Consider the following 17,551-nt stretch of genomic DNA (forward strand, 5'->3'; position numbering starts at 1 on the left):
ACAGATCCTTCATTTCCATATCTGTCATGCAGCACAGTTATGCCGTCCTGGCGGACCATATCAAGGCCGCCATCCGCACCCACGAGTACCGCGTGGGCGACCGCCTGCCCTCCGTGCGCGAACTGGCCGCCGCGCAAGGCGTCAGCGTCTCCACCGCCACGCGCTGCTACCGGCTGCTGGAACACGAGGGCTATGCGCAGGCGCGCTACAAGTCCGGCATGTACGTCGCGGACTGGAAGGCGCTGCGACAGGCGCGCGCCGCGCCCGAGACCGCGCCGCCGCCCGCGCCGGCCGGCGTCGAGTACGACATGCTGGCCTCGCTGCAGCACCGAATGACCCAGCTCTACGCGCTGACGGCCCAGCCGTTGCCGCTGGCCCTGCACCTGGCCAGCGCCGCGCCCGAGTGGTATCCCTGCGAAACCCTGGCGCGCATCGCGCAGCGCCTGCTGCGCGAGAATCCGCGTCTGCTGGGCGCCTATCCGTCCGGCACCGGCCTGCCCGCGTTCAAGCATGAAGTGTTGCGCCATCTGGCAGCCTGCGGCATCGACGCGGATCCGCGAGACCTGCTCGTCACCAACGGCGCCACCGAGGCCATGCAGATCGCGCTGCGGGCCGTGGCCCGGCCCGGCGATACCGTCATCGTCGAATCGCCCGTGTACTTCGGCCTGCTCCAGACCATCGAACACCTGGGCCTGCGCGCGCTGGAGGTTCCCTGCGTGCCCGGCCAGGGCATGAGCCTGGAAGCGCTGGAATATGCACTGGAACATCACGGCGGCGTGCGCGCCGTGGTGGCCATGCCGTCGTTCCAGAATCCGCTGGGTGCCTGCATGTCCGAGGCGGCCAAGCGCCGCCTGTTGAAAATCGTGCAGCGCCATGACATCGCCTTGATCGAAGACGACGTCTTCGGCGACCTGGGCAGCGCGGCGGAACGGCCGCCGGCCGTGAAGGCCTGGGATCGCGACGGCCGGGTCATCTATTGCGGGTCGTGCAGCAAGAGCATGGCGCCGGGCTTTCGCCTGGGCTGGGTGCTGGGCGGACGCCACCAGCGCCAGCTGGAATCCCTGAAGATCGGCAGCTCGCTGGCCGCGCCGCTGCTGGAACAACAGGTGTTGGCCGACTACATGAAATCGGGCCGCCTGCCGGCGCACCTGCGCCGGCTGCGGACCCAGCTGGCACAGGCCGCCGCCTCGGCGCGCGCCTGCGCGCAGCGGCATTTTCCCCAGGGCACGCGGGTGCTGGGTCCCGAAGGCGGCTGGTGGCTGTGGCTGGAACTGCCCGAGCCGGCCGACACCCTGGCGCTGCTGCGCGATGCGGTGTCACAAGGCATCGCCTACACGCCCGGCGCCCTGTTCTCGGCCGCGGGCAAGCACGGTCATTGCCTGCGCCTGAACGTCGCGCGGCCCTGGTCCACCGAGATGGCGGCAGGGCTGGAGCGGCTGGGCCTGGCCGCGCGGCTGGCGGCGACCCGAAACCAGGCCGCCCCCGCGCGTCGCGCCTAGAAGCGATGCCGGATACCCATGGCCACGGCGGTGTCCGTCACGTCACGCCGGAACGAGAAATTGTCCGCGTAGGCGACATAGGCGTACAGGTTGGTGCGCTTGGTGAAATCATAGGTATAGGCGGCGCTGTACACCTGCGTGTTCGCGTCGTCGCCCGTCAGGGCGCTGCCGTTGGGGCGGGCCATCTGCCATGACACCATCAGCTTGCTCTTGCCCAGCGGCACGGTCGCGTTGACCGTATACGAATCAGCGCGAAAGCCGTGGGCCAGCTTGAACGTATCGGCGTTGCGGTAGCCCTTGGTGTCGGGCGACACGCCCATCGTCGCGCCTTGCAGCCAGCCGCCGCGGGTCTGTCCGATGGCAGCGCCCAGCTTCACGACCTCGAAATCGTAGGCGCCGCCGATGATGGTTTCCTGGATGCGCGTGGGAGATTTCCCGCCTTCCGCGGCATTGGTCGGATTGAAGCGATCATAGGTGGCGACCAGCGCGAGCGGGCCGTTGGCGTAGCGCAGGCCGGTGGTCAGCGCGCGATTGTTGTCGCCGGTGGCGAAGCCCGTCTTCTGGCCCGTGGCCGGCGCGCGGGTGTCGTCGGCGTTGAACGAGTAGCCCACGCCGAACTGGAAGCCCGACCAATCTGGCGATTGGTACAGCACCAGGTTGTCATAGCGCAGGGTGTTCGTCGCGCTGAACGTGGTGCCCATGTTGGCCAGGTTGAACGAGCCGCTGAACGGATCGATCGGACCGCTGAAGTACTTGGACGCCAGGTTGGCCTGGCGGCCGAATTCGAGTTGTCCCCAGCTGTCATCCGCCAGGCCCACGGTGGCCTGGCGCCCGAACAGGCGGCCGCTCTGGCCGGACTTGCCGTTCAGGGGCGTGATGCCGCCTTCCAGGGTGAAGATCGCGCGCAGGCCATCGCCCAGGTCCTCGGCGCCACGCAGGCCGAAACGCGAGCCGCTGTTCACGCCCTGCACGGTGCCTATGCGGTTTTGCTTGAAGCCGGGCGCGCGCACGCGCTCATAGCCCAGGCCCATGTCGAGCAAGCCGTACAGCGTGACGCTCGTGTCGGCGGCCAGCGCGGATCCGGCCAGGCCCGCCCCGATGGCGGCGAAAGCGATTTTCTTCATCATGGTGTGTGTATGCCTATGGGAGTCTGGCGGTGAAAACCATCAATGGCCGGTGGGCGGATAGTCGAGTTCGCCCGACTTCATCAGGCCCTGGGCGCGGGCCTGGCGCATTTCGGCGATGACCTGTTCGCGGGTCTTGCCGGCGGCCTCCCGGGCGACGGGCGGATAGTCCAGTTCGCCGCGCGTGATCTGGCCGGCGGCGCGGGCGGCGTCGCGTTCTTCCAGCACCTGCTGGCGCGTCTTGACGGCGTTGTCGGGCACGTCGACGGGATATTGCTGTTCGCCATAGGTGACCAGTCCGGCGGCCTTGGCTTCCATCAGCTCGGCGCGCACTTGCTCGCGGGTCTTGCCCTCGGCGTGGGCGGCGCCGGCGACGAAGGCCAGGCATAGGGTCAGGGCGGAGAGTCTTAGGGTTTGCATGGAAATCCTTTGCGTTGGTTTGCGTGCCGCCATATTGGCGCGAGGCCGCCGGCCGATAAATCCCGCCACGCGCAAGCCAGGATTGCACGCGACGCAACTGCCGCCCGGCGCATGGCGCGAATCCGCCCACACTTGCACGGCGCGCAAGCCAGGGCTGCGCCGCGACCGGTTTTTCCGAAACGCGAGCCTGCCTAGACTTGGGGCTGTTTTCTGCAAGTACGCGATACCCATGTCTTCATTCCCTACTCCTGGCGCGAGGCAAGCATGACCGCCGCGACCGCTCCCTTCCCGCCCCAAGCGCCTGCGGCCGCCGCTCCCCCGGCCGCCGCATTTGGCGCACGCATCCTGACCGGTCTGGTCGGCGTGCTGCTGGCCGTGATCCTGGCCGGCCTGAACGAAAACGTCACCAAGATGGCGCTGGCCGACATCCGCGGCGCCCTTGGCATCGGCTATGACCAGGGCACCTGGTTCGTCGCCGTCTACGCGGCCGCCTCGGTCTGCGCCATGGCGTTCGCTCCGTGGTGCTCGGTGACGTTCTCGCTGCGTCGCTTCACCACCGCGATGCTGGTCGCCTTCGCCGTCTTCGGCGCGCTCAGCCCGTTCGCGCGCGACTATCCGACCCTGCTCGCATTGCGCACGCTGCAAGGCCTGGCCGGCGGCGCCCTGCCGCCGATGCTGATGACGGTGGCGCTGCGCTTCCTGCCCGCCAACATCAAGCTCTATGGCCTGGGCGGCTATGCCCTGACCGCCACCTTCGCGCCCAGCCTGGGCATTCCGCTGGCCGCGTTCTGCACCGAGACGCTGGGCTGGCGCTGGACCTTCTGGCTGGTGATTCCGCCCGCCGCCGTGGCGGCTGTCATGGTCTGGCGCGGCCTGCCGCAGGACCCGCTCAAGCTGGAGCGCTTCCGTGTGTTCGACTGGCGCGGCCTGCTGCTGGGCGCGCCCGCGCTAGCCATGCTGGTCATCGGCCTGCTGCAGGGCGAGCGCCTGGACTGGCTCAACTCGCCGCTGATCCGCGTGCTGCTGGGCGGCGGCGGCGCGCTGATGGCCCTGTTCCTGCTGAACGAGTGGTTCCACCCGCTGCCGTTCTTCAAGATCCAGCTGCTGCGCAACCGCAACCTCAGCCACTCGCTGCTCACGCTGGGCGGCGTGCTGGTGGTGCTGCTGGGCGTGATCCTGATCCCTTCGAGCTTCCTGGCGCAGCTGCGCGGCTACCGGCCGCTGGAAACCGCGCCGGTGCTGCTGGCCATGGGCCTGCCCCAGCTGATCGCGCTGCCACTGGTGGCCGCGCTGAGCAACCTGCGCCGGGTCGACTGCCGCTGGGTGCTGGCCGCCGGCCTGGGCCTGCTGGCGCTGTCATGCGCGCTGGGCTCGCAGCTGACGCCGGCCTGGTCGCGCGAGCAGTTCTACGCGCTGGAGGCCGTGCAGATCTTCGCCCAGCCCATGGCGGTCATTCCGCTGCTGATGCTGGCCACCGGCGGCCTGGCGCCGCAGGACGGGCCGTTCGCCTCGGCCTGGTTCAACACCATCAAGGGTTTCGCCGCGGTGGCGGCCACCGGCCTGCTGGACGCGCTGACGACCTGGCGCCGCCATCATCACAGCCACATGCTGGCCGACCAGCTCGGCAGCTTTCCGCTGAGCGCGGATGGAGAAAGCGCGGCCACGCTGGCGCGCCGCGTGCAGGAGCAGGCCACGGCGCTCACGTCCGCCGACCTGTACCTGTGCATGGCCGCCGTGGCCCTGCTGCTTATCCTGCTCATCCCCTTCGTCGCGACGCGCATCTATCCTCCGCGCGTAGCGGCCTGATCATCGAGAACATCATGACTTATTCCACAATCCGTCCTCATCTTCCCCGCGCCGCGCTGGCCGGCGCGCTCGGCCTGCTTGCCTACACCGGCTGGGCCTGGTCGGGCACGTCGCCGACCGAATCCACCGACGACGCCGCCGTCGTCGCCGACCACACCGTGGTCGCGCCCCAGGTATCCGGCTTCATCCAGGAAGTGCTGGCGGAAGACAACCAGAGCGTCGCCGCCGGCCAGCTGCTGGCCCGCATCGACGACCGCGAATACGTGGCCGCCCTGGCCGCGGCCCGCGCCGACCTGGCCGTGGCCTCGGCCCAGCTCGTCAACGCCAACGCCACGCTGGAACGCCATCAGGCGGTGATCAGCCAGGCGCTGGCGGTCACGCAGGCCGACGCCGCCGACCTGCGCTTCGCCGAGAGCGAAGTCCAGCGCCACCGCAACCTGGCGAGCGAGGGCGCCGGCACGCGCCAGGCCTATGAGCAGGCCCGCAGCCGCCTGGACATGACCCAGGCGCGCCAGGCCGAGCACCAGGCCATCCTCCAGGCCACGCGCAAGCAGCAGGACGTGTTGGCCGCGCAGCACGAGGCGGCCCGGGCCGGCGTGCTGCGCGCGCAGGCGCTGGTCGACCGCGCCGAACTCAACCTGTCCCACACCCGCATCCTCTCGCCGGTCGACGGCGTGGTCGGACGCCGCGTGCTGCGCGTGGGCGCCTACGTCGCCCCCGGCACGCCGATCCTGGCCGTGGTGCCGCTGCAGCAGGCCTACGTGGTGGCGAACTTCCGCGAAAAGCAACTGACCCACATGCGACCCGGCCAGCCCGCGACCGTCACCGTGGATGCCTATCCCGACCTGCGGCTGCGCGGCACCGTGCAGAGCATCGCGCCCGCCACCGGCCTGAGCCTGTCGCCGGTCGCGCCCAGCAACGCCACGGGCAACTTCACCAAGATCGCGCAGCGCCTGCCGGTCAAGATCGTGCTCGACGCCACGCCGGCCGGCGCGCCGCCGCTGCGCGCGGGCATGTCGGTCGAGGCCGTGGTCGAGACAATGCCCCTGCTCGCGGAGGCCGCGAAATGAGCCTGTTGAAAATACCGCGCCTGGTCCTGACCTCGGCGCTGTTGAGCCTGGGCGGCTGCGCCGTGGGACCGGACTTCCAGGCGCCTCAGGCGCAACTGCCGACGCAATGGCGCGATGCCGGCGCGGGCGGCCCGGCCAGCGCGCCGGTGGCCCAGCCTGTCAACGACGCCTGGTGGGACAGCTTCGGCGACCCTGAACTCAGCGCCCTGGTGGCCGAAGCCAGCGCCGCCAATCCCGACATCCTGATCGCCTACGAGCGGCTGCGGCAAAGCCGCGCGGCGCTGCGCGTGAGCGAGGCCGACGGCTTGCCCAAGCTGGGCGCGAACGCCTCCTACCGGCGCGGCCAGAACAGCGAGGCCGGGCTGTCCGATCCGTCCGGACGCGGCGGCAAGTCCTCGTTCAACCTGTGGCAAACCGGCGTCGATGCCAGCTGGGAACTGGACCTGTGGGGCCGCGTGCAGCGCGAGGTCGAACAGGCCGGCGCGCTGTCGCAGGCCGCGCTGGAAGCGCAGCGCGGCGTCATGCTGTCGGTGCGCGCGGAAACCGCCAGCCACTACATCCGGCTGCGCGGCGCCCAGAACCAGCTGGCGGTGCTGCGCCAGACGCTGGACAACGCCAATCGCAATCTTGCGCTCACGCGGCTGCGGCAACGCGAAGGCGTGGCGACCGAGCTGGATGTGTCCCAGGCGGATGCCCAGGCCGCCGCCATCGAGGCGGCCGTGCCGCCGCTGGCGCTGCGCGTGGACCAGCTGATGAACGCCCTGGCGCTGTTGCTGGACCAGCCGCCGCACGCGCTGCACGCGCGGCTGGAAACGCTGGCGCCCATCCCGGGCGGTCCGGTGCGGGTGCCGGTGGGCTTGCCCAGCGAGCTGGCCGAGCGGCGTCCCGACATCCGCCAGGCGCAGGCGCGCCTGCATGCCGCGGTGGCCGCGATCGGCGTGGCCGAGGGCGATTTCTATCCGCGCATCACCCTGTCGGGCAACATCGGGCTGCAGGCGCTGCAACTGGGCAACCTGGACACCGACCGCGCCGGCATCTTCGGCGTGGGCCCGGCGCTGCAGATCCCTCTCTTCGAGGGCGGCAAGCTGCGCGGCCGGCTGCGGCTGCGCGAGGCGCAGGCCCAGGAGGCAGCGCTGGCATTCCAGAAAACCGTGCTCGGCGCCTGGCACGATGTCGACAATGCCATGACGGCCTATCGTAGCCAGCAGCAGGCGCGGACCAGCCTGGAACGCGCGTCGGCCAGCGCGCGCCAGGCGCTGCTGCATGCCCAGCGCCGTTATGCCGAGGGTGCGTCGGACTTCGTCAATGTGCTCAGCGCGCAGAACGCGGTGCTGGCCAACGACCAGTCACGCGTGGCCACCGAGGCGGCGGTATCGCTGGCGCTGGTGGACCTGTATCGGGCGCTGGGCGGCGGCTGGCAATAGGCTCAGCGAGACGCCCTCGCCCGCGCCGGCGCGGCATGCGCGCCGGCCGGGAACGATCCGATCTGGATGGCGCGGCCGGCGTACAGTCCGGCGGCGGCCATCGCCGCGCAGGCCGCCGCGCACAGCGCCAGCGCCGCGCTCCAGCCGCCCAGCGCGTCATGCAGCGCGCCGATCAGCAGCGGCCCCGAGGCGGCCAGCAGATAGCCCACGAACTGCGCCATGCCCGACAGCGAGGCCGCCTGCTGCGCATGGCGCGCCCGCAACCCGACGAAGGCCAGTCCCAGGATGATGCCCGCGCCCATGCCCAGGCCCATCAGCACGATCCACAGGCTGGCCCAGCCCGGCGCGACGATCAGGCCGATCATCGCCACGCAGGACGCGCCCGCCGCGCCGGCCGCCACGGCGCGCTGGTCCTTCATCCTGCGCACGGCCGGCGCCAGGAACAGCGCCGGCCCCGCCGACATCAGCTGCAGCAGGCCATGCAGCGAGCCGGCCCGCTCCGCCGTGTAGCCGGCATCCTGCAGGATCGCCGGCAGCCAGCTCACCATTGCATAGAACACGAAGGAATTGATGCCCAGGAACAGCGTGACCTGCCAGGCCAGCGCGCTGCGCCACAGCCGCTCGCCGTGCGGCGCATGCGCCGTGACGGACGCGGGCCTTGTGCGGCGGGACAACTGCGGCAGCCACAGCAATGCGCCCAGCGCCGGCACCGCCAGCAGGCACAGCGCCGAAAAGCGCCACGTCGCGTCGGACAGCATGGCCAGCGGGATCGCCACGGCCGAAGCCACGCCCGCGATCACGCTCATGGTCAGCACATAGGCCGAGGTCAGGCCGGCCACGCGCTGCGGAAAATCGCGCTTGACCAGACTGGGCAGCAGCACGTTGCCCAGCGCGATGCCCGCGCCGATGACGAGGGTGCCGGCGTAGAGCGCGGCCTCGGATCCGAGCGAACGGCCGACGATGCCGGCGGCGATCAGCAGCAGCGCGCCGAACAGCGTGCGCTCCAGCCCATAGCGGCGGGCCAGGCCGGCGGCGGCCAGCGAGCCGCCGGCGAAGGCGAGCAGGGGCAAGGTGATCAGCATGCCGGCGGCGGTGGAGCTGAGCCCCAGCTGCGCGCGAATCATGCCGATCAAGGGCGCCACGCCGGTCACGGGCGCGCGCAGCGCCATGGCGATGCAAAGAATGCCGGCGACCAGCAGCACGGGACGGCTGAGGACGCGGGCGTCGGAAGAGGAAACAGACATCGGACACCTGGAAGTTGCGGCGGGCGCCGGCGATTGGCCGGCAGGCCCGGAATCCACAGCTTAGCCACGCGGCCGCTTGCTGAATTTCGAGACAATGACAAAATATACGCAAATCCGGCCAAACCCGTCCGCAGCCCTCTTCCGCCAGCCGCCTCCACGCCATGTACCCGCCCGTCTCCGATCCTTCAGGCCTGGACGCCGACCGGCCCGGCCAATGGACCTACGCCATGCGCGTGGACACCGCCGCCCGGGCCCACGAATCGCCCACGCACCAGCACCGCATGAGCCAGCTGGTGCTGTGCCTGGAAGGCGGCGTGACCTGCACGGTGCCGCAGGGCATCTGGATGGTGCCGCCGCGCTGCGCCGTCTGGATCCCCGGCGGCGTGCCCCATTGCAATCACGTCACGCGCAACGGCCAGGTCAATTTCCTGTTCGTGCCCGCCGAGACGCCCGGCATGCCGGCCACCTGCCAGACGCTGGGCGTGACGCCGCTGGTGCGCGAAATGGTGGTCCATCTGGCGGCGCTGTCGGCCGAGGACAGCGCGGCGCCCGGCAACCGCCGGCTGGCCGATGTGCTGGTCGAACAGCTGGCGCGGCTGGAACCGGAACCGCTGCACCTGCCCCTGCCCGCCCACCCGCGCCTGCGCGAGATAGCCGACGCGCTGGCGGCGCGGCCCGACGACCGCGCCACCCTGGCCGACTGGGGCCGGCGCGTGGCGATGAGCGAACGCACGCTGGCGCGGCTGGTGCGCCAGGAAGTCGGCATGAGCTTCGGCCGCTGGCGCCAGCGCCTGCACATCATCCTGGCGCTGCAATGGCTGTCGGAGGGCTTGTCGGTGCAACGCAGCGCCGACCAGCTGGGCTATGAATCGGTAAGCGCCTTCATCACCATGTTCCGCAAGGCGCTGGGCACCACGCCCGCCCGCTACTTCGCCCCGGCGACGATGAACAGGCGCGGGAACGGCAGCAGCACGGTGCCGTCCGACAGGGCCGGATAGGCGCGTTCGATGCGCGACTGGTACTCGGCCAGGAAGGCCTGTTGCTCCGCCGGGTCCAGCGGACCCAGGTAGGGCCTGAGCGCCGTGCTGGTGAACCATTGCACCACCGCCGCCGCGCCGGCCAGGGGATGGTGATAGATGGTGCGCCACACGTCCAGCCGGCCGCAGACCGGCTTGAGCAATTCGTAGTACCAGGCGGCGCTGTGGCGCGGCGGGTGCTTGACCGCGCCGATCCGGGCGGCCCAGGGACCGTCCGCCGCGACCTCGCGCGCCAGCCGGTGCGCCGGCTCTTCCATGTTGTCCGGGGTCTGGACCGCCAGGCTGCCGCCCGGCGCCAGCTTGCCCACCAGGCGCGGATAGAGTTCCTCGTGCCCCGGCACCCATTGCAGGGAGGCGTTCGCCAGGATCACGTCGTAGCCTCCCGGCGGATTCCAGGCGGCGATGTCCGACAGCTCGAAGGACAGGCCGGGCAGGCGCTTGCGCGCCGCGTCGATCATGTCCTGCGAATTGTCCGTGCCGCTGATCGCGGCGTCCGGATAGCGCGCGGCCAGCACCTCGGTGGAGTTGCCCGGGCCGCAGCCCAGGTCCACCGCCCGCGCCACGCGCTCATTGGGCAGGGCGGCGACCAGGTCGCGCACCGGGCGGGTGCGTTCGTTCTCGAAGGCGGAATACTGCTTGGCTGACCAGTTCATGGCGGCTCCGGAATGGTGTCTGCGTGCCCTGCGCACTCTACGCCCGCAACGCCCGCGCCACAAATACCCGGATCGCGCCTCATCCATATCGGCCGCGTATGGCGCGCCCGCCATGCCACAATGCGCCCACGCCCACACCGGAATCCCGCATGACCGCGCTGGTACTCCTGCCCGGCATGGACGGCACGGGCGATCTGTTCGCGCCCTTGCTGTCCGCGCTGCCTCCCGCCTTGCGGACCATTGTCGTTCGCTACCCCTGCGACCGGCCGCTAGGCTATGCCGAACTGGAGGCGCACGCGCGGCGCGCGCTCCCCAAGGACCAGCCTTTCGTGCTGCTGGGCGAATCGTTCTCCGGCCCCATCGCCGCGGCCATCGCCGCCGCTCCGCCGCCCGGCTTGCGCGGGCTGATCCTGTGCGCGACCTTCCTGCGCAATCCGCGGCCGGAACTGGGCTACGCCCGATTCCTGACCGGCCTACTCCCAGTATCGCTGCTGCCCGGCGTCCTGCTCGTCCGCATGCTGCTGGGACCGCGCGCCGATCCCGGCCTGCGGACCCAGCTGCTGGACGCGGTGTCGCGGGTCGAGGATCGGGTGATGCGCGCGCGGCTGCGGGCCGTGATCGACGTGGATGCCGGCCCGCGCATGAGCGGCGTGACGCTGCCGGTGCTATACCTGAGCGCGCGCGACGATCGCGTGGTGCCGCGCCGGGCGGGGGACCATGTCATGGCCCTGATCCCGCAGGCGCGACGGGTCGAGATCGCCGCGCCGCACTGCCTGCTGCAAACCGCGCCGCAAGAAGCGGCGCGGGCCATCATGGACTTCATCGGACCGACGGCCCCATGAGGGGCCGCCGGTCCTCGCGGAATCAGCCCGCCTGCAAGGCCGCCTTGCGCGTCTTCCACAGCGAGAACAGCACGCCGCCCAGGATCAGGCCGAAGGTCACGCTCAGCGACAGGGCCGCCGGCACCTTGCCAATGAAGCCGACCAGGAAGATCTTGCCGCCGATGAACACCAGCACCAGGGCCAGCGCGTACTTCAGGTAGTGGAAGCGGTGGATCATCGCCGCCAGCGCGAAGTACAGCGCGCGCAGGCCCAGGATCGCGAAGATGTTGCTGGTGTACACGATGAACGGATCGGTGGTGATGGCGAAGATCGCCGGCACCGAATCCACCGCGAACAGCAGGTCCACGAACTCGATCAGCACCAGGGCCAGCAACAGCGGCGTGGCCCAGCGCACCTTGCGCGACGTGGCCGGATCGTTCTCGTAGACCCAGAACGCGTTGCCGCGCAGGCCGTCCGTCACGCGCATGCGGCGCTTGAGGAACTTCAGGATCGGGTTGCTGGCGATGTCCGGCTCCTGGTCGGCGATCAGCCACATCTTGATGCCGGTGAACACCAGGAACGCGCCGAACAGGTACAGCAGCCAGCCGAAGTTGCTGACCAGGGCCGCGCCCAGGCCGATCATGATGGCGCGCAGCACGATCACGCCCAGGATGCCCCAGAACAGCACGCGGTGCTGGTACTGGCGCGGGATCGCGAAGAAGCTGAAGATCAGCGCGATGACGAAGACGTTGTCCATGGACAGCGACTTCTCGATCATGAAGCCGGTGTAGTAGGCCATGCCGCTGGCCGCGCCCATCTGCCACCACACCCAGGCGCCGAAGATCAGCGCGGCGGTGATGTAGCCGGCCGAGAGCAGCAGGCTTTCGCGCACGCCGATCTCGCGTTCGTCACGATGCAGCACGCCCAGGTCAAAAGCCAGCAGCGTCACGACGATGCCCAGGAAGAGCAGCCAGCTCCAGGCTGGCGTGCCGAGGAAGTCGGCATTGAAGAAGGTCAGCAGGGTTTCCATGTGTGTTCCGCTTGGGTCTGAAATCTAAGATCCGAAGACGTTCATGATCCGGATCCGGACCTGCTTGAGAAATCAGCCGTAAATTGAGTTAAGGTTCGGAAAAACCGAAGTATTGGACATACCGGATCCGTCCCCATGTTGAATTACCGCCACCTGTACTATTTCTGGATGGTCGCCAAGGAAGGCGGCTTTTCCCGCGCCGCCGAACGGCTGGACATGGCCATCCAGACCATCAGCGCCCAGGTGCGCGAACTGGAGCGCAACCTGGGGCATCAGCTGCTCAAGCCGGCCGGACGCGGCGTGGCCCTGACCGATGCCGGCCAGGCGGCCTTCGCCCGCGCCGAGGAAATTTTCCAGATCGGCCAGGGCCTGGCGCAGGAAGTGCGCACCGCCGCCACCAAGCCGGTGATCCGGCTGTCCGTGGGCCTGTCCGACGGCATTTCCAAGCTGGCCGCGCACGCGCTGCTCGGCCCGGTGCTGGACACGCCAGACCTGCGGCTGACCTGCCACGAAGGCGAGTTCGAGGAACTGCTGGGCGAACTGGCGCAGCATCACCTGGATCTGGTGCTGGCCGGCCAGGGCGCGCCGGCCAATCCCAACCTGCGCCTGACCAGCGACCGGCTGGTGTCCTCGCCGGTGGACTGGTATGGCCCGTCGCGCCTGCTGCGGCGCGCCGACGTGCAGGCCTTTCCGCAGTCGCTGGAGCGCCTGCCCGTGCTGCTGCCCACCGGCCACTCGGTGCTGCGCCAGACCCTGGACCGCTGGTTCCGCGAGCAGGGCATCCATCCCAATGTGGTCGGGGAATTCGAGGACAGCGCGCTGATGTCGGTGTTCGCCGCGCGCGGCCTGGGCGTGTTTCCGCTCAGCCGGCTGGGCGGCGACGATATCGGCCTGCTGCGCGGCCTGCGGCCGCTGGCGCGCTGCGACGCGGTCCACGAGGAGATCCACGCCATCCGCAATCGCCGGGGACAGAACCATCCCCTGGTGCGACGCATCCTGGAGCAGGCCAAGACTTCGGTTTTTTCTTAATGTTTGTCACATTGTCGCTGGTTTTTCAGAAATAGAATCAGCTCTATCCTGGTGGCTTTTCCGCACTCTGGAGTACCGCTTTCATGAAGAAAATCATCTGGATCGCGTTCGCCGCGCTGGCCGCGCTGTGGACCGGATTCGTCGCCCTGACCCTGCAGCTGGCCAACTGGGTGCTGTCGCTGATCGCCGGCTCGCAGGTGCCGGGCGCCGCCGCGCTGGGCACCGCGCAATGGAATCCACCGGCCTGGGCCGCGCCCTGGGTCGATCCGTCCTGGCTGAAGGGCCTGCAGGAATCGCTGGTGTGGGCCGTGCAGGGCTTGAACCAGATCCTGCCCGCGGCCGGCGGCCTGGGCACCTGGATCTCGGTGCTGGGCTGGATCTTCTGGGGTTTCATCATGGCCGCGCTGCTGGTGCTGGCGCTGATCCTGCACTGGCTGGCCGGCAAGCGCCAGCAGGCCGAACAGGCCGGCGGCCAGGTGGTGGGATAATGCCCTGGCTTGCGGTCGCCCGCCGCCGGCGCGGGCACGCGCTGGCAGCGGACCGCAAGCGCTGAATCCAGCCACACGGGGAACGGATCATGGATGCGGAAGATGCGGTCAGGGATTTTGTCGAAGGCAGGATCGATCTGGGCGCAGTGCTGACCATCACCCAAGTCGCCTGAGGAGGAACCCGTGAACACGACAACCGCTCGCCTATGCCTGCTGGCCACGGCGCTGGCCGCCGGTCCCGCGTCGGCCCTGAGCATCGCCCCCGCCTATGGCGTCATCGTCTGCACCGTGGCCGGCACCTCCGGCCAATACAGCGTGCGCGTGCAAAATACCGGCGCCGTGCCGCTGGCGCGCGCCGACGTGACTGGCGTGCGCCTGGACGCCGGCGGGCATGCGGCCGGCGAGATCGGGGTCAGCCTTACCGACATCGCTCCCGGGAAATATGAAACCGCCGTCCTGGCCCGCCACGGCGAATCGGCCGCGCTGGTCAGCATCGCCACCTACCAATCGATCAACGACCAGCTGGTCCGCGAAGAAGAGCTGTACGCCGGCAAGGTCGCGCACGTGTCGCCCGGATCGGCGCTGCAATACACGCTGGCGCCGCTGGCGACGCGCGGCTGGACGGTCGCCTACGGCACCGCGCAACCGCCGGCGCTGAAAACCGGCGCCGCCGTGCTGCTGGCCTACCCCGCGCGCAGCGGCAAGAAGATGGAAGCCAGCCCGCAGGCGGGGCGCACGCCGACCCGCGTGGAGCCGCTGAACTCCTGCCCGGGACCGCGCCGTCGTTGAATCGGCCCGCTCAGGCGCCGGCCAGCAGGTCGCGCTCGTTCAGCAGCGCATAGACGATTTCTGGGCGGTTATCGAAGCTGCGGCGGATCGCCGCCGGAATCGCCGAACGGGTCTTGCGGCACAGGCCGGGTTGCTCGTCCAGCTGGATGAAGATGCCGCGCGTGGTGCGCACCTCGTTGTCGCTGGGCAGGATCCGGACCACGATGCCCAGCTGCGCCCGCAAGCGTTCCTGCATGCCGCGCAGGTCGTCCAGGCTGGCCAGGTTTTCCAGCCGCGCGATCAGGCGCTTTTCCTCTTCCTTGGTGAGCCGCAGCACGCGGATGTCGGCGGCGCGATCGGCCAATAGCCTTTCGCGGTCGCACACGCAGGCGCCCGGCGGGCATTCTTGGCGGATCGGAAACGGGAGGTTCATGACGAGCGCGGTCGGTCTGGCCGGTATCAACCATTCTACTCACGATCGTCGCGTCGGCCCGGCGGCGCGGCCCCGGTAATACCCGTAAGGCCGGCGCGCCGCTGCTGCATAATGCAGGCCATCCGACCGACACGGGAGCAAGACCTTGAAGCGCACCCTTCTGGCCACCGCCATCCTCGTCCTGCTCGCACCCGCCGCATACGCCGGCGCGCGCGATCACGCGTACCAGATCAAGCCCGGCCTGACGGCGGTCGTCACCGTGTCGGGGCAAGACCGGCCCGCGGTCTCGGCACGCGTGGGCAAGGGCCCCGTCCAGCAACTGGCCGTCATGGACGACGAAGCAGTGGATGTGTTCGAAACGCCCGACATCGACCACGACGGCTATGCCGACCTGGCCATCGGCCAATCCGGCGGCGGCGCGCAGGCCCGCATGCGCCTGTTCCTGTATCGCCCGAACGAGGGACGCTACCAGGAGATCCGCCATCCCGCTCCCGAGGCCAGCCCCTGCCACGGCTTCGTCAACCCGGTCTTCGACGCCGGCAAGCCCGCCTTCTCAACGGGTTGCCGATACAGCGCCGACAGCCAGGGAGAGGAAAGCTACGCCGTGCGCCCAGACGGCACGGCCGTTCCCGTGTCCTGGATCACGCAGATCTGGTTCCCGCAGGCAAGCGCGAAGGTCGAGGCCCGGTACGAGTTCCACGGCGACGGCACGGTGGCCCGAATCCTGCTGGACGGCGAAGGCTCGCCGTTCGACGGCGGCGACAACGTGGCGCCCCTCGACCGCGTCGATCTCTATGACGCGCCCGACATCACGAGCGGCCCATCGACGCAGCTGCGCGCCGGCGAGCGGTATGACGTGGTGGCGCTGCGGCCGGCGGGCTGGCTGCAAGTGCGCCTGCCCGGGCAGAAAGACGCCGCGGCGCTCAAGTGGCTGCGCTATGTCGATCTGGTGATCGACAGGCATGGTCTCGCGCCGTCCGCGCAGGGAGACGCTCCGGCGTCGGACCGGCAGGCCCGCTGAATTGAAATCCTTCCGAAGACGCCTCGCGCGCGGCCTGGCCGCCCTGGCCGCGTTCGTCGCGCTGGCCGCCCTGATCCTGGCCGCCGTCGGCCTGCTGGCGCCCGCCGGTCCCGCCGACGTGGCCGTGGTGCTGGGCAATACGGTCACGCCCGACGGCCAGCCCTCGCCACGCCTGGCCGCGCGCCTGGACCGCGCCTATGACTGCTACGCCGCCGCGCAATGCCGCGTCCTGTTCGTCAGCGGCGGCGTGGACGCGGCCGGCGCCGACGAAGCCGCCGTGATGCGCGACTACCTGATCAGTCGCGGCGTGCCCGCCGACCGCATCGTGGCGGACAGCGCGGGCGTCGATACCTGGGCCACGGCCCGCCACGCCAGCGCCTACATGCGCGAGCATGGCTATGCCCGCGCGCTGGCCGTGACGCAGTATTTCCATGTGCCGCGCACCATGCTGGCGCTCAGGCGCCACGGCGTCATGCACGTGGGCGGCGCGCATCCGGCCTATGCCGAGCCGCGCGACCTGTATTCGCTGCTGCGCGAGCTGGTCGCCGTCGCCTTCTATGCCGCTCGGCCGCTATAGTGACGCATCCCCTCAACGACAGAGCGTTACCGTGCTGATCTTCCACAACCCCATCCATCACCTGCACGCCGGCCGCCAGGAAATGTTTCGCGGCAAACTGGTGCCCTGCCACGAATCGCCCGCGCGGCTGGAATTCGTGCTGCAGGCCCTGCGCCAGCGCGGCATCGGCGAACTGCGCGCGCCATCGCCCGCCGACATGGCGCTGCTGGGTCGCGTGCACAGCCCGCGCTACCTGGATTTCCTGCAAGGCGCGTGGCGGGAGTGGATCGCGCTGGATCCGGCCAACGCCGAACTCGACGTGCTGCCGTCCGTCTGGCCGGTGCGGGGTTTCCGCCATGACGTGACGCCCGCCAACTTCGCCGCGCGCGTCGGCCTGTATTCGTTCGACAGCGGCTCGCCGCTGACGGCCGGCACCTGGGACGCCGCGCTGGCCGGCGCGGCCTGCGCCATCGACGCGGCGCGCGCAGTGGGCGGCGCGGGCGGCCCGCGCGCGGCCATGGCGCTGACCCGTCCGCCCGGCCATCACGCCGGCCCGGATTTCTTCGGCGGCTACTGCTTCCTGAACAACGCGGCCCTGGCCGCGCAGGCGCTGCGCGAGGCCGGCGCCGCGCGCGTCGCCGTGCTGGACATCGATTACCACCACGGCAACGGCACCCAGACCATCTTCTATGAGCGCGGCGACGTGCTGACGATGTCGGTGCACGGCGATCCGCTCACCGAATACCCGTTCTTCCTGGGCCACGCCGACGAGCGCGGCGCGGGCGCCGGCGAGGACTGCAACCTGAACCTGCCGCTGGCCGCCGGCACCGGCTACGCCGGCTGGCGCGAGGCGCTGCGCGCCGGCATGCGCGCGGTGCAGGACTTTCGCGCCGACGCGCTGGTGATCGCGCTGGGCGTGGACACCATCGAAGGCGATCCGATCTCGAAGTTCAAGCTGGCCAGCGCCGACTACCGGCAAGTCGGCCGCGATCTGGCGACCCTGGGGCTGCCGGCCGTCTTCACGATGGAGGGCGGTTATGCGGTGGAAGAAGTCGGCACCAACGTCGCCAACGTCCTGGAAGGCTACGGGGGGTAGCTTCCCCCGTAGCGCCGCGGGCCGCCGAATGT

The 17,551-nt window shown here is 70.0% G+C and carries 18 protein-coding genes; 12 read left to right on the forward strand and 6 right to left on the reverse strand.

Annotated elements, in window-relative coordinates:
• Positions 1-26: 26 nt before the first annotated feature.
• On the forward strand, positions 27-1,499 hold the full coding sequence (locus tag C2U31_RS29365) for a PLP-dependent aminotransferase family protein (RefSeq protein ID WP_103276019.1): 1,473 nt from the start codon (positions 27-29) through the stop codon (positions 1,497-1,499).
• On the opposite strand, the gene C2U31_RS29370 is transcribed toward C2U31_RS29365, so the two are convergent.
• Both C2U31_RS29370 and C2U31_RS29375 read right to left on the reverse strand, forming a co-directional pair.
• Positions 1,496-2,626: a porin gene (locus C2U31_RS29370; RefSeq protein WP_103276020.1), complete on the reverse strand. Its 1,131-nt coding sequence runs from the start codon at positions 2,624-2,626 to the stop codon at positions 1,496-1,498. The genes C2U31_RS29365 and C2U31_RS29370 overlap by 4 nt on opposite strands.
• Before the next feature lie 39 nt (positions 2,627-2,665).
• Positions 2,666-3,043 (reverse strand): DUF4148 domain-containing protein, encoded by a 378-nt coding sequence (locus C2U31_RS29375; protein ID WP_103276021.1) that lies wholly within the window; start codon positions 3,041-3,043, stop codon positions 2,666-2,668.
• A gap of 264 nt (positions 3,044-3,307) precedes the next feature.
• Here C2U31_RS29375 and C2U31_RS29380 point away from each other — a divergent pair, with 264 nt between their 5' ends.
• Genes C2U31_RS29380 through C2U31_RS29390 form a run of 3 tightly spaced genes read left to right on the forward strand, consistent with a single transcriptional unit; the run spans position 3,308 to position 7,343 of the window.
• The gene (locus C2U31_RS29380; RefSeq protein ID WP_103276022.1) at positions 3,308-4,849 is read left to right on the forward strand and encodes an MFS transporter; all 1,542 of its coding nucleotides are present in this window, start codon (positions 3,308-3,310) and stop codon (positions 4,847-4,849) included.
• A gap of 14 nt (positions 4,850-4,863) precedes the next feature.
• On the forward strand, positions 4,864-5,919 hold the full coding sequence (locus tag C2U31_RS29385) for an HlyD family secretion protein (protein ID WP_103276023.1): 1,056 nt from the start codon (positions 4,864-4,866) through the stop codon (positions 5,917-5,919).
• The gene (locus C2U31_RS29390) at positions 5,916-7,343 is read left to right on the forward strand and encodes an efflux transporter outer membrane subunit (RefSeq protein WP_103276024.1); all 1,428 of its coding nucleotides are present in this window, start codon (positions 5,916-5,918) and stop codon (positions 7,341-7,343) included. Before C2U31_RS29385 ends, C2U31_RS29390 begins: the two co-directional genes overlap by 4 nt.
• 2 nt (positions 7,344-7,345) lie before the next feature.
• Here the strand turns inward: C2U31_RS29390 and C2U31_RS29395 are convergent, their stop codons facing one another.
• Positions 7,346-8,587 (reverse strand): MFS transporter, encoded by a 1,242-nt coding sequence (locus C2U31_RS29395; RefSeq protein WP_158658493.1) that lies wholly within the window; start codon positions 8,585-8,587, stop codon positions 7,346-7,348.
• 161 nt (positions 8,588-8,748) lie between these two features.
• On the opposite strand from C2U31_RS29395, the gene C2U31_RS29400 reads away from it, so the two are divergent.
• Positions 8,749-9,585: a helix-turn-helix domain-containing protein gene (locus C2U31_RS29400; protein WP_103276025.1), complete on the forward strand. Its 837-nt coding sequence runs from the start codon at positions 8,749-8,751 to the stop codon at positions 9,583-9,585.
• Here the strand turns inward: C2U31_RS29400 and tam are convergent.
• Positions 9,513-10,277, reverse strand: coding sequence for a trans-aconitate 2-methyltransferase (gene tam, locus C2U31_RS29405; protein ID WP_103276026.1), 765 nt, complete (start codon positions 10,275-10,277; stop codon positions 9,513-9,515). The two genes, C2U31_RS29400 and tam, sit on opposite strands and share 73 nt — an antisense overlap.
• A gap of 149 nt (positions 10,278-10,426) precedes the next feature.
• On the opposite strand from tam, the gene C2U31_RS29410 reads away from it, so the two are divergent.
• Positions 10,427-11,119 (forward strand): alpha/beta fold hydrolase, encoded by a 693-nt coding sequence (locus tag C2U31_RS29410; RefSeq protein ID WP_103276027.1) that lies wholly within the window; start codon positions 10,427-10,429, stop codon positions 11,117-11,119.
• A 22-nt stretch (positions 11,120-11,141) separates the two neighbouring features.
• On the opposite strand, the gene C2U31_RS29415 is transcribed toward C2U31_RS29410, so the two are convergent.
• The gene (locus C2U31_RS29415) at positions 11,142-12,128 is read right to left on the reverse strand and encodes a TerC family protein (protein ID WP_103276028.1); all 987 of its coding nucleotides are present in this window, start codon (positions 12,126-12,128) and stop codon (positions 11,142-11,144) included.
• Positions 12,129-12,263: 135 nt separating this feature from the next.
• Here C2U31_RS29415 and C2U31_RS29420 point away from each other — a divergent pair, with 135 nt between their 5' ends.
• From C2U31_RS29420 to C2U31_RS29430, 3 genes are all read left to right on the forward strand, one after another.
• Entirely contained in the window at positions 12,264-13,157 is an 894-nt protein-coding gene (locus C2U31_RS29420; RefSeq protein WP_103276029.1) for a LysR substrate-binding domain-containing protein, read from the forward strand.
• An 83-nt stretch (positions 13,158-13,240) separates the two neighbouring features.
• Complete coding sequence (locus C2U31_RS29425) at positions 13,241-13,645, forward strand: hypothetical protein (protein WP_103276030.1); 405 nt, start codon at positions 13,241-13,243, stop codon at positions 13,643-13,645.
• 183 nt (positions 13,646-13,828) lie between these two features.
• Positions 13,829-14,434, forward strand: a complete 606-nt coding sequence (locus C2U31_RS29430) for a hypothetical protein (RefSeq protein ID WP_369869717.1) — start codon at positions 13,829-13,831, stop codon at positions 14,432-14,434.
• 10 nt (positions 14,435-14,444) lie between these two features.
• On the opposite strand, the gene C2U31_RS29435 is transcribed toward C2U31_RS29430, so the two are convergent.
• On the reverse strand, positions 14,445-14,846 hold the full coding sequence (locus C2U31_RS29435; protein ID WP_103276031.1) for a hypothetical protein: 402 nt from the start codon (positions 14,844-14,846) through the stop codon (positions 14,445-14,447).
• Between the two features lie 145 nt (positions 14,847-14,991).
• Between C2U31_RS29435 and C2U31_RS29440 the strand changes: the two genes are divergently transcribed.
• From C2U31_RS29440 to C2U31_RS29450, 3 genes are read left to right on the forward strand one after another with little or no spacing between them, the layout of a single operon-like run.
• Positions 14,992-15,867: a hypothetical protein gene (locus C2U31_RS29440; protein WP_103276032.1), complete on the forward strand. Its 876-nt coding sequence runs from the start codon at positions 14,992-14,994 to the stop codon at positions 15,865-15,867.
• Position 15,868: 1 nt separating this feature from the next.
• The gene (locus tag C2U31_RS29445; RefSeq protein WP_233772551.1) at positions 15,869-16,444 is read left to right on the forward strand and encodes a YdcF family protein; all 576 of its coding nucleotides are present in this window, start codon (positions 15,869-15,871) and stop codon (positions 16,442-16,444) included.
• A 31-nt stretch (positions 16,445-16,475) separates the two neighbouring features.
• Entirely contained in the window at positions 16,476-17,519 is a 1,044-nt protein-coding gene (locus tag C2U31_RS29450; RefSeq protein WP_103276034.1) for a histone deacetylase family protein, read from the forward strand.
• Positions 17,520-17,551: the final 32 nt, after the last annotated feature.

It is taken from the genome of Achromobacter sp. AONIH1 (assembly GCF_002902905.1).
Taxonomy (GTDB): domain Bacteria; phylum Pseudomonadota; class Gammaproteobacteria; order Burkholderiales; family Burkholderiaceae_B; genus Achromobacter.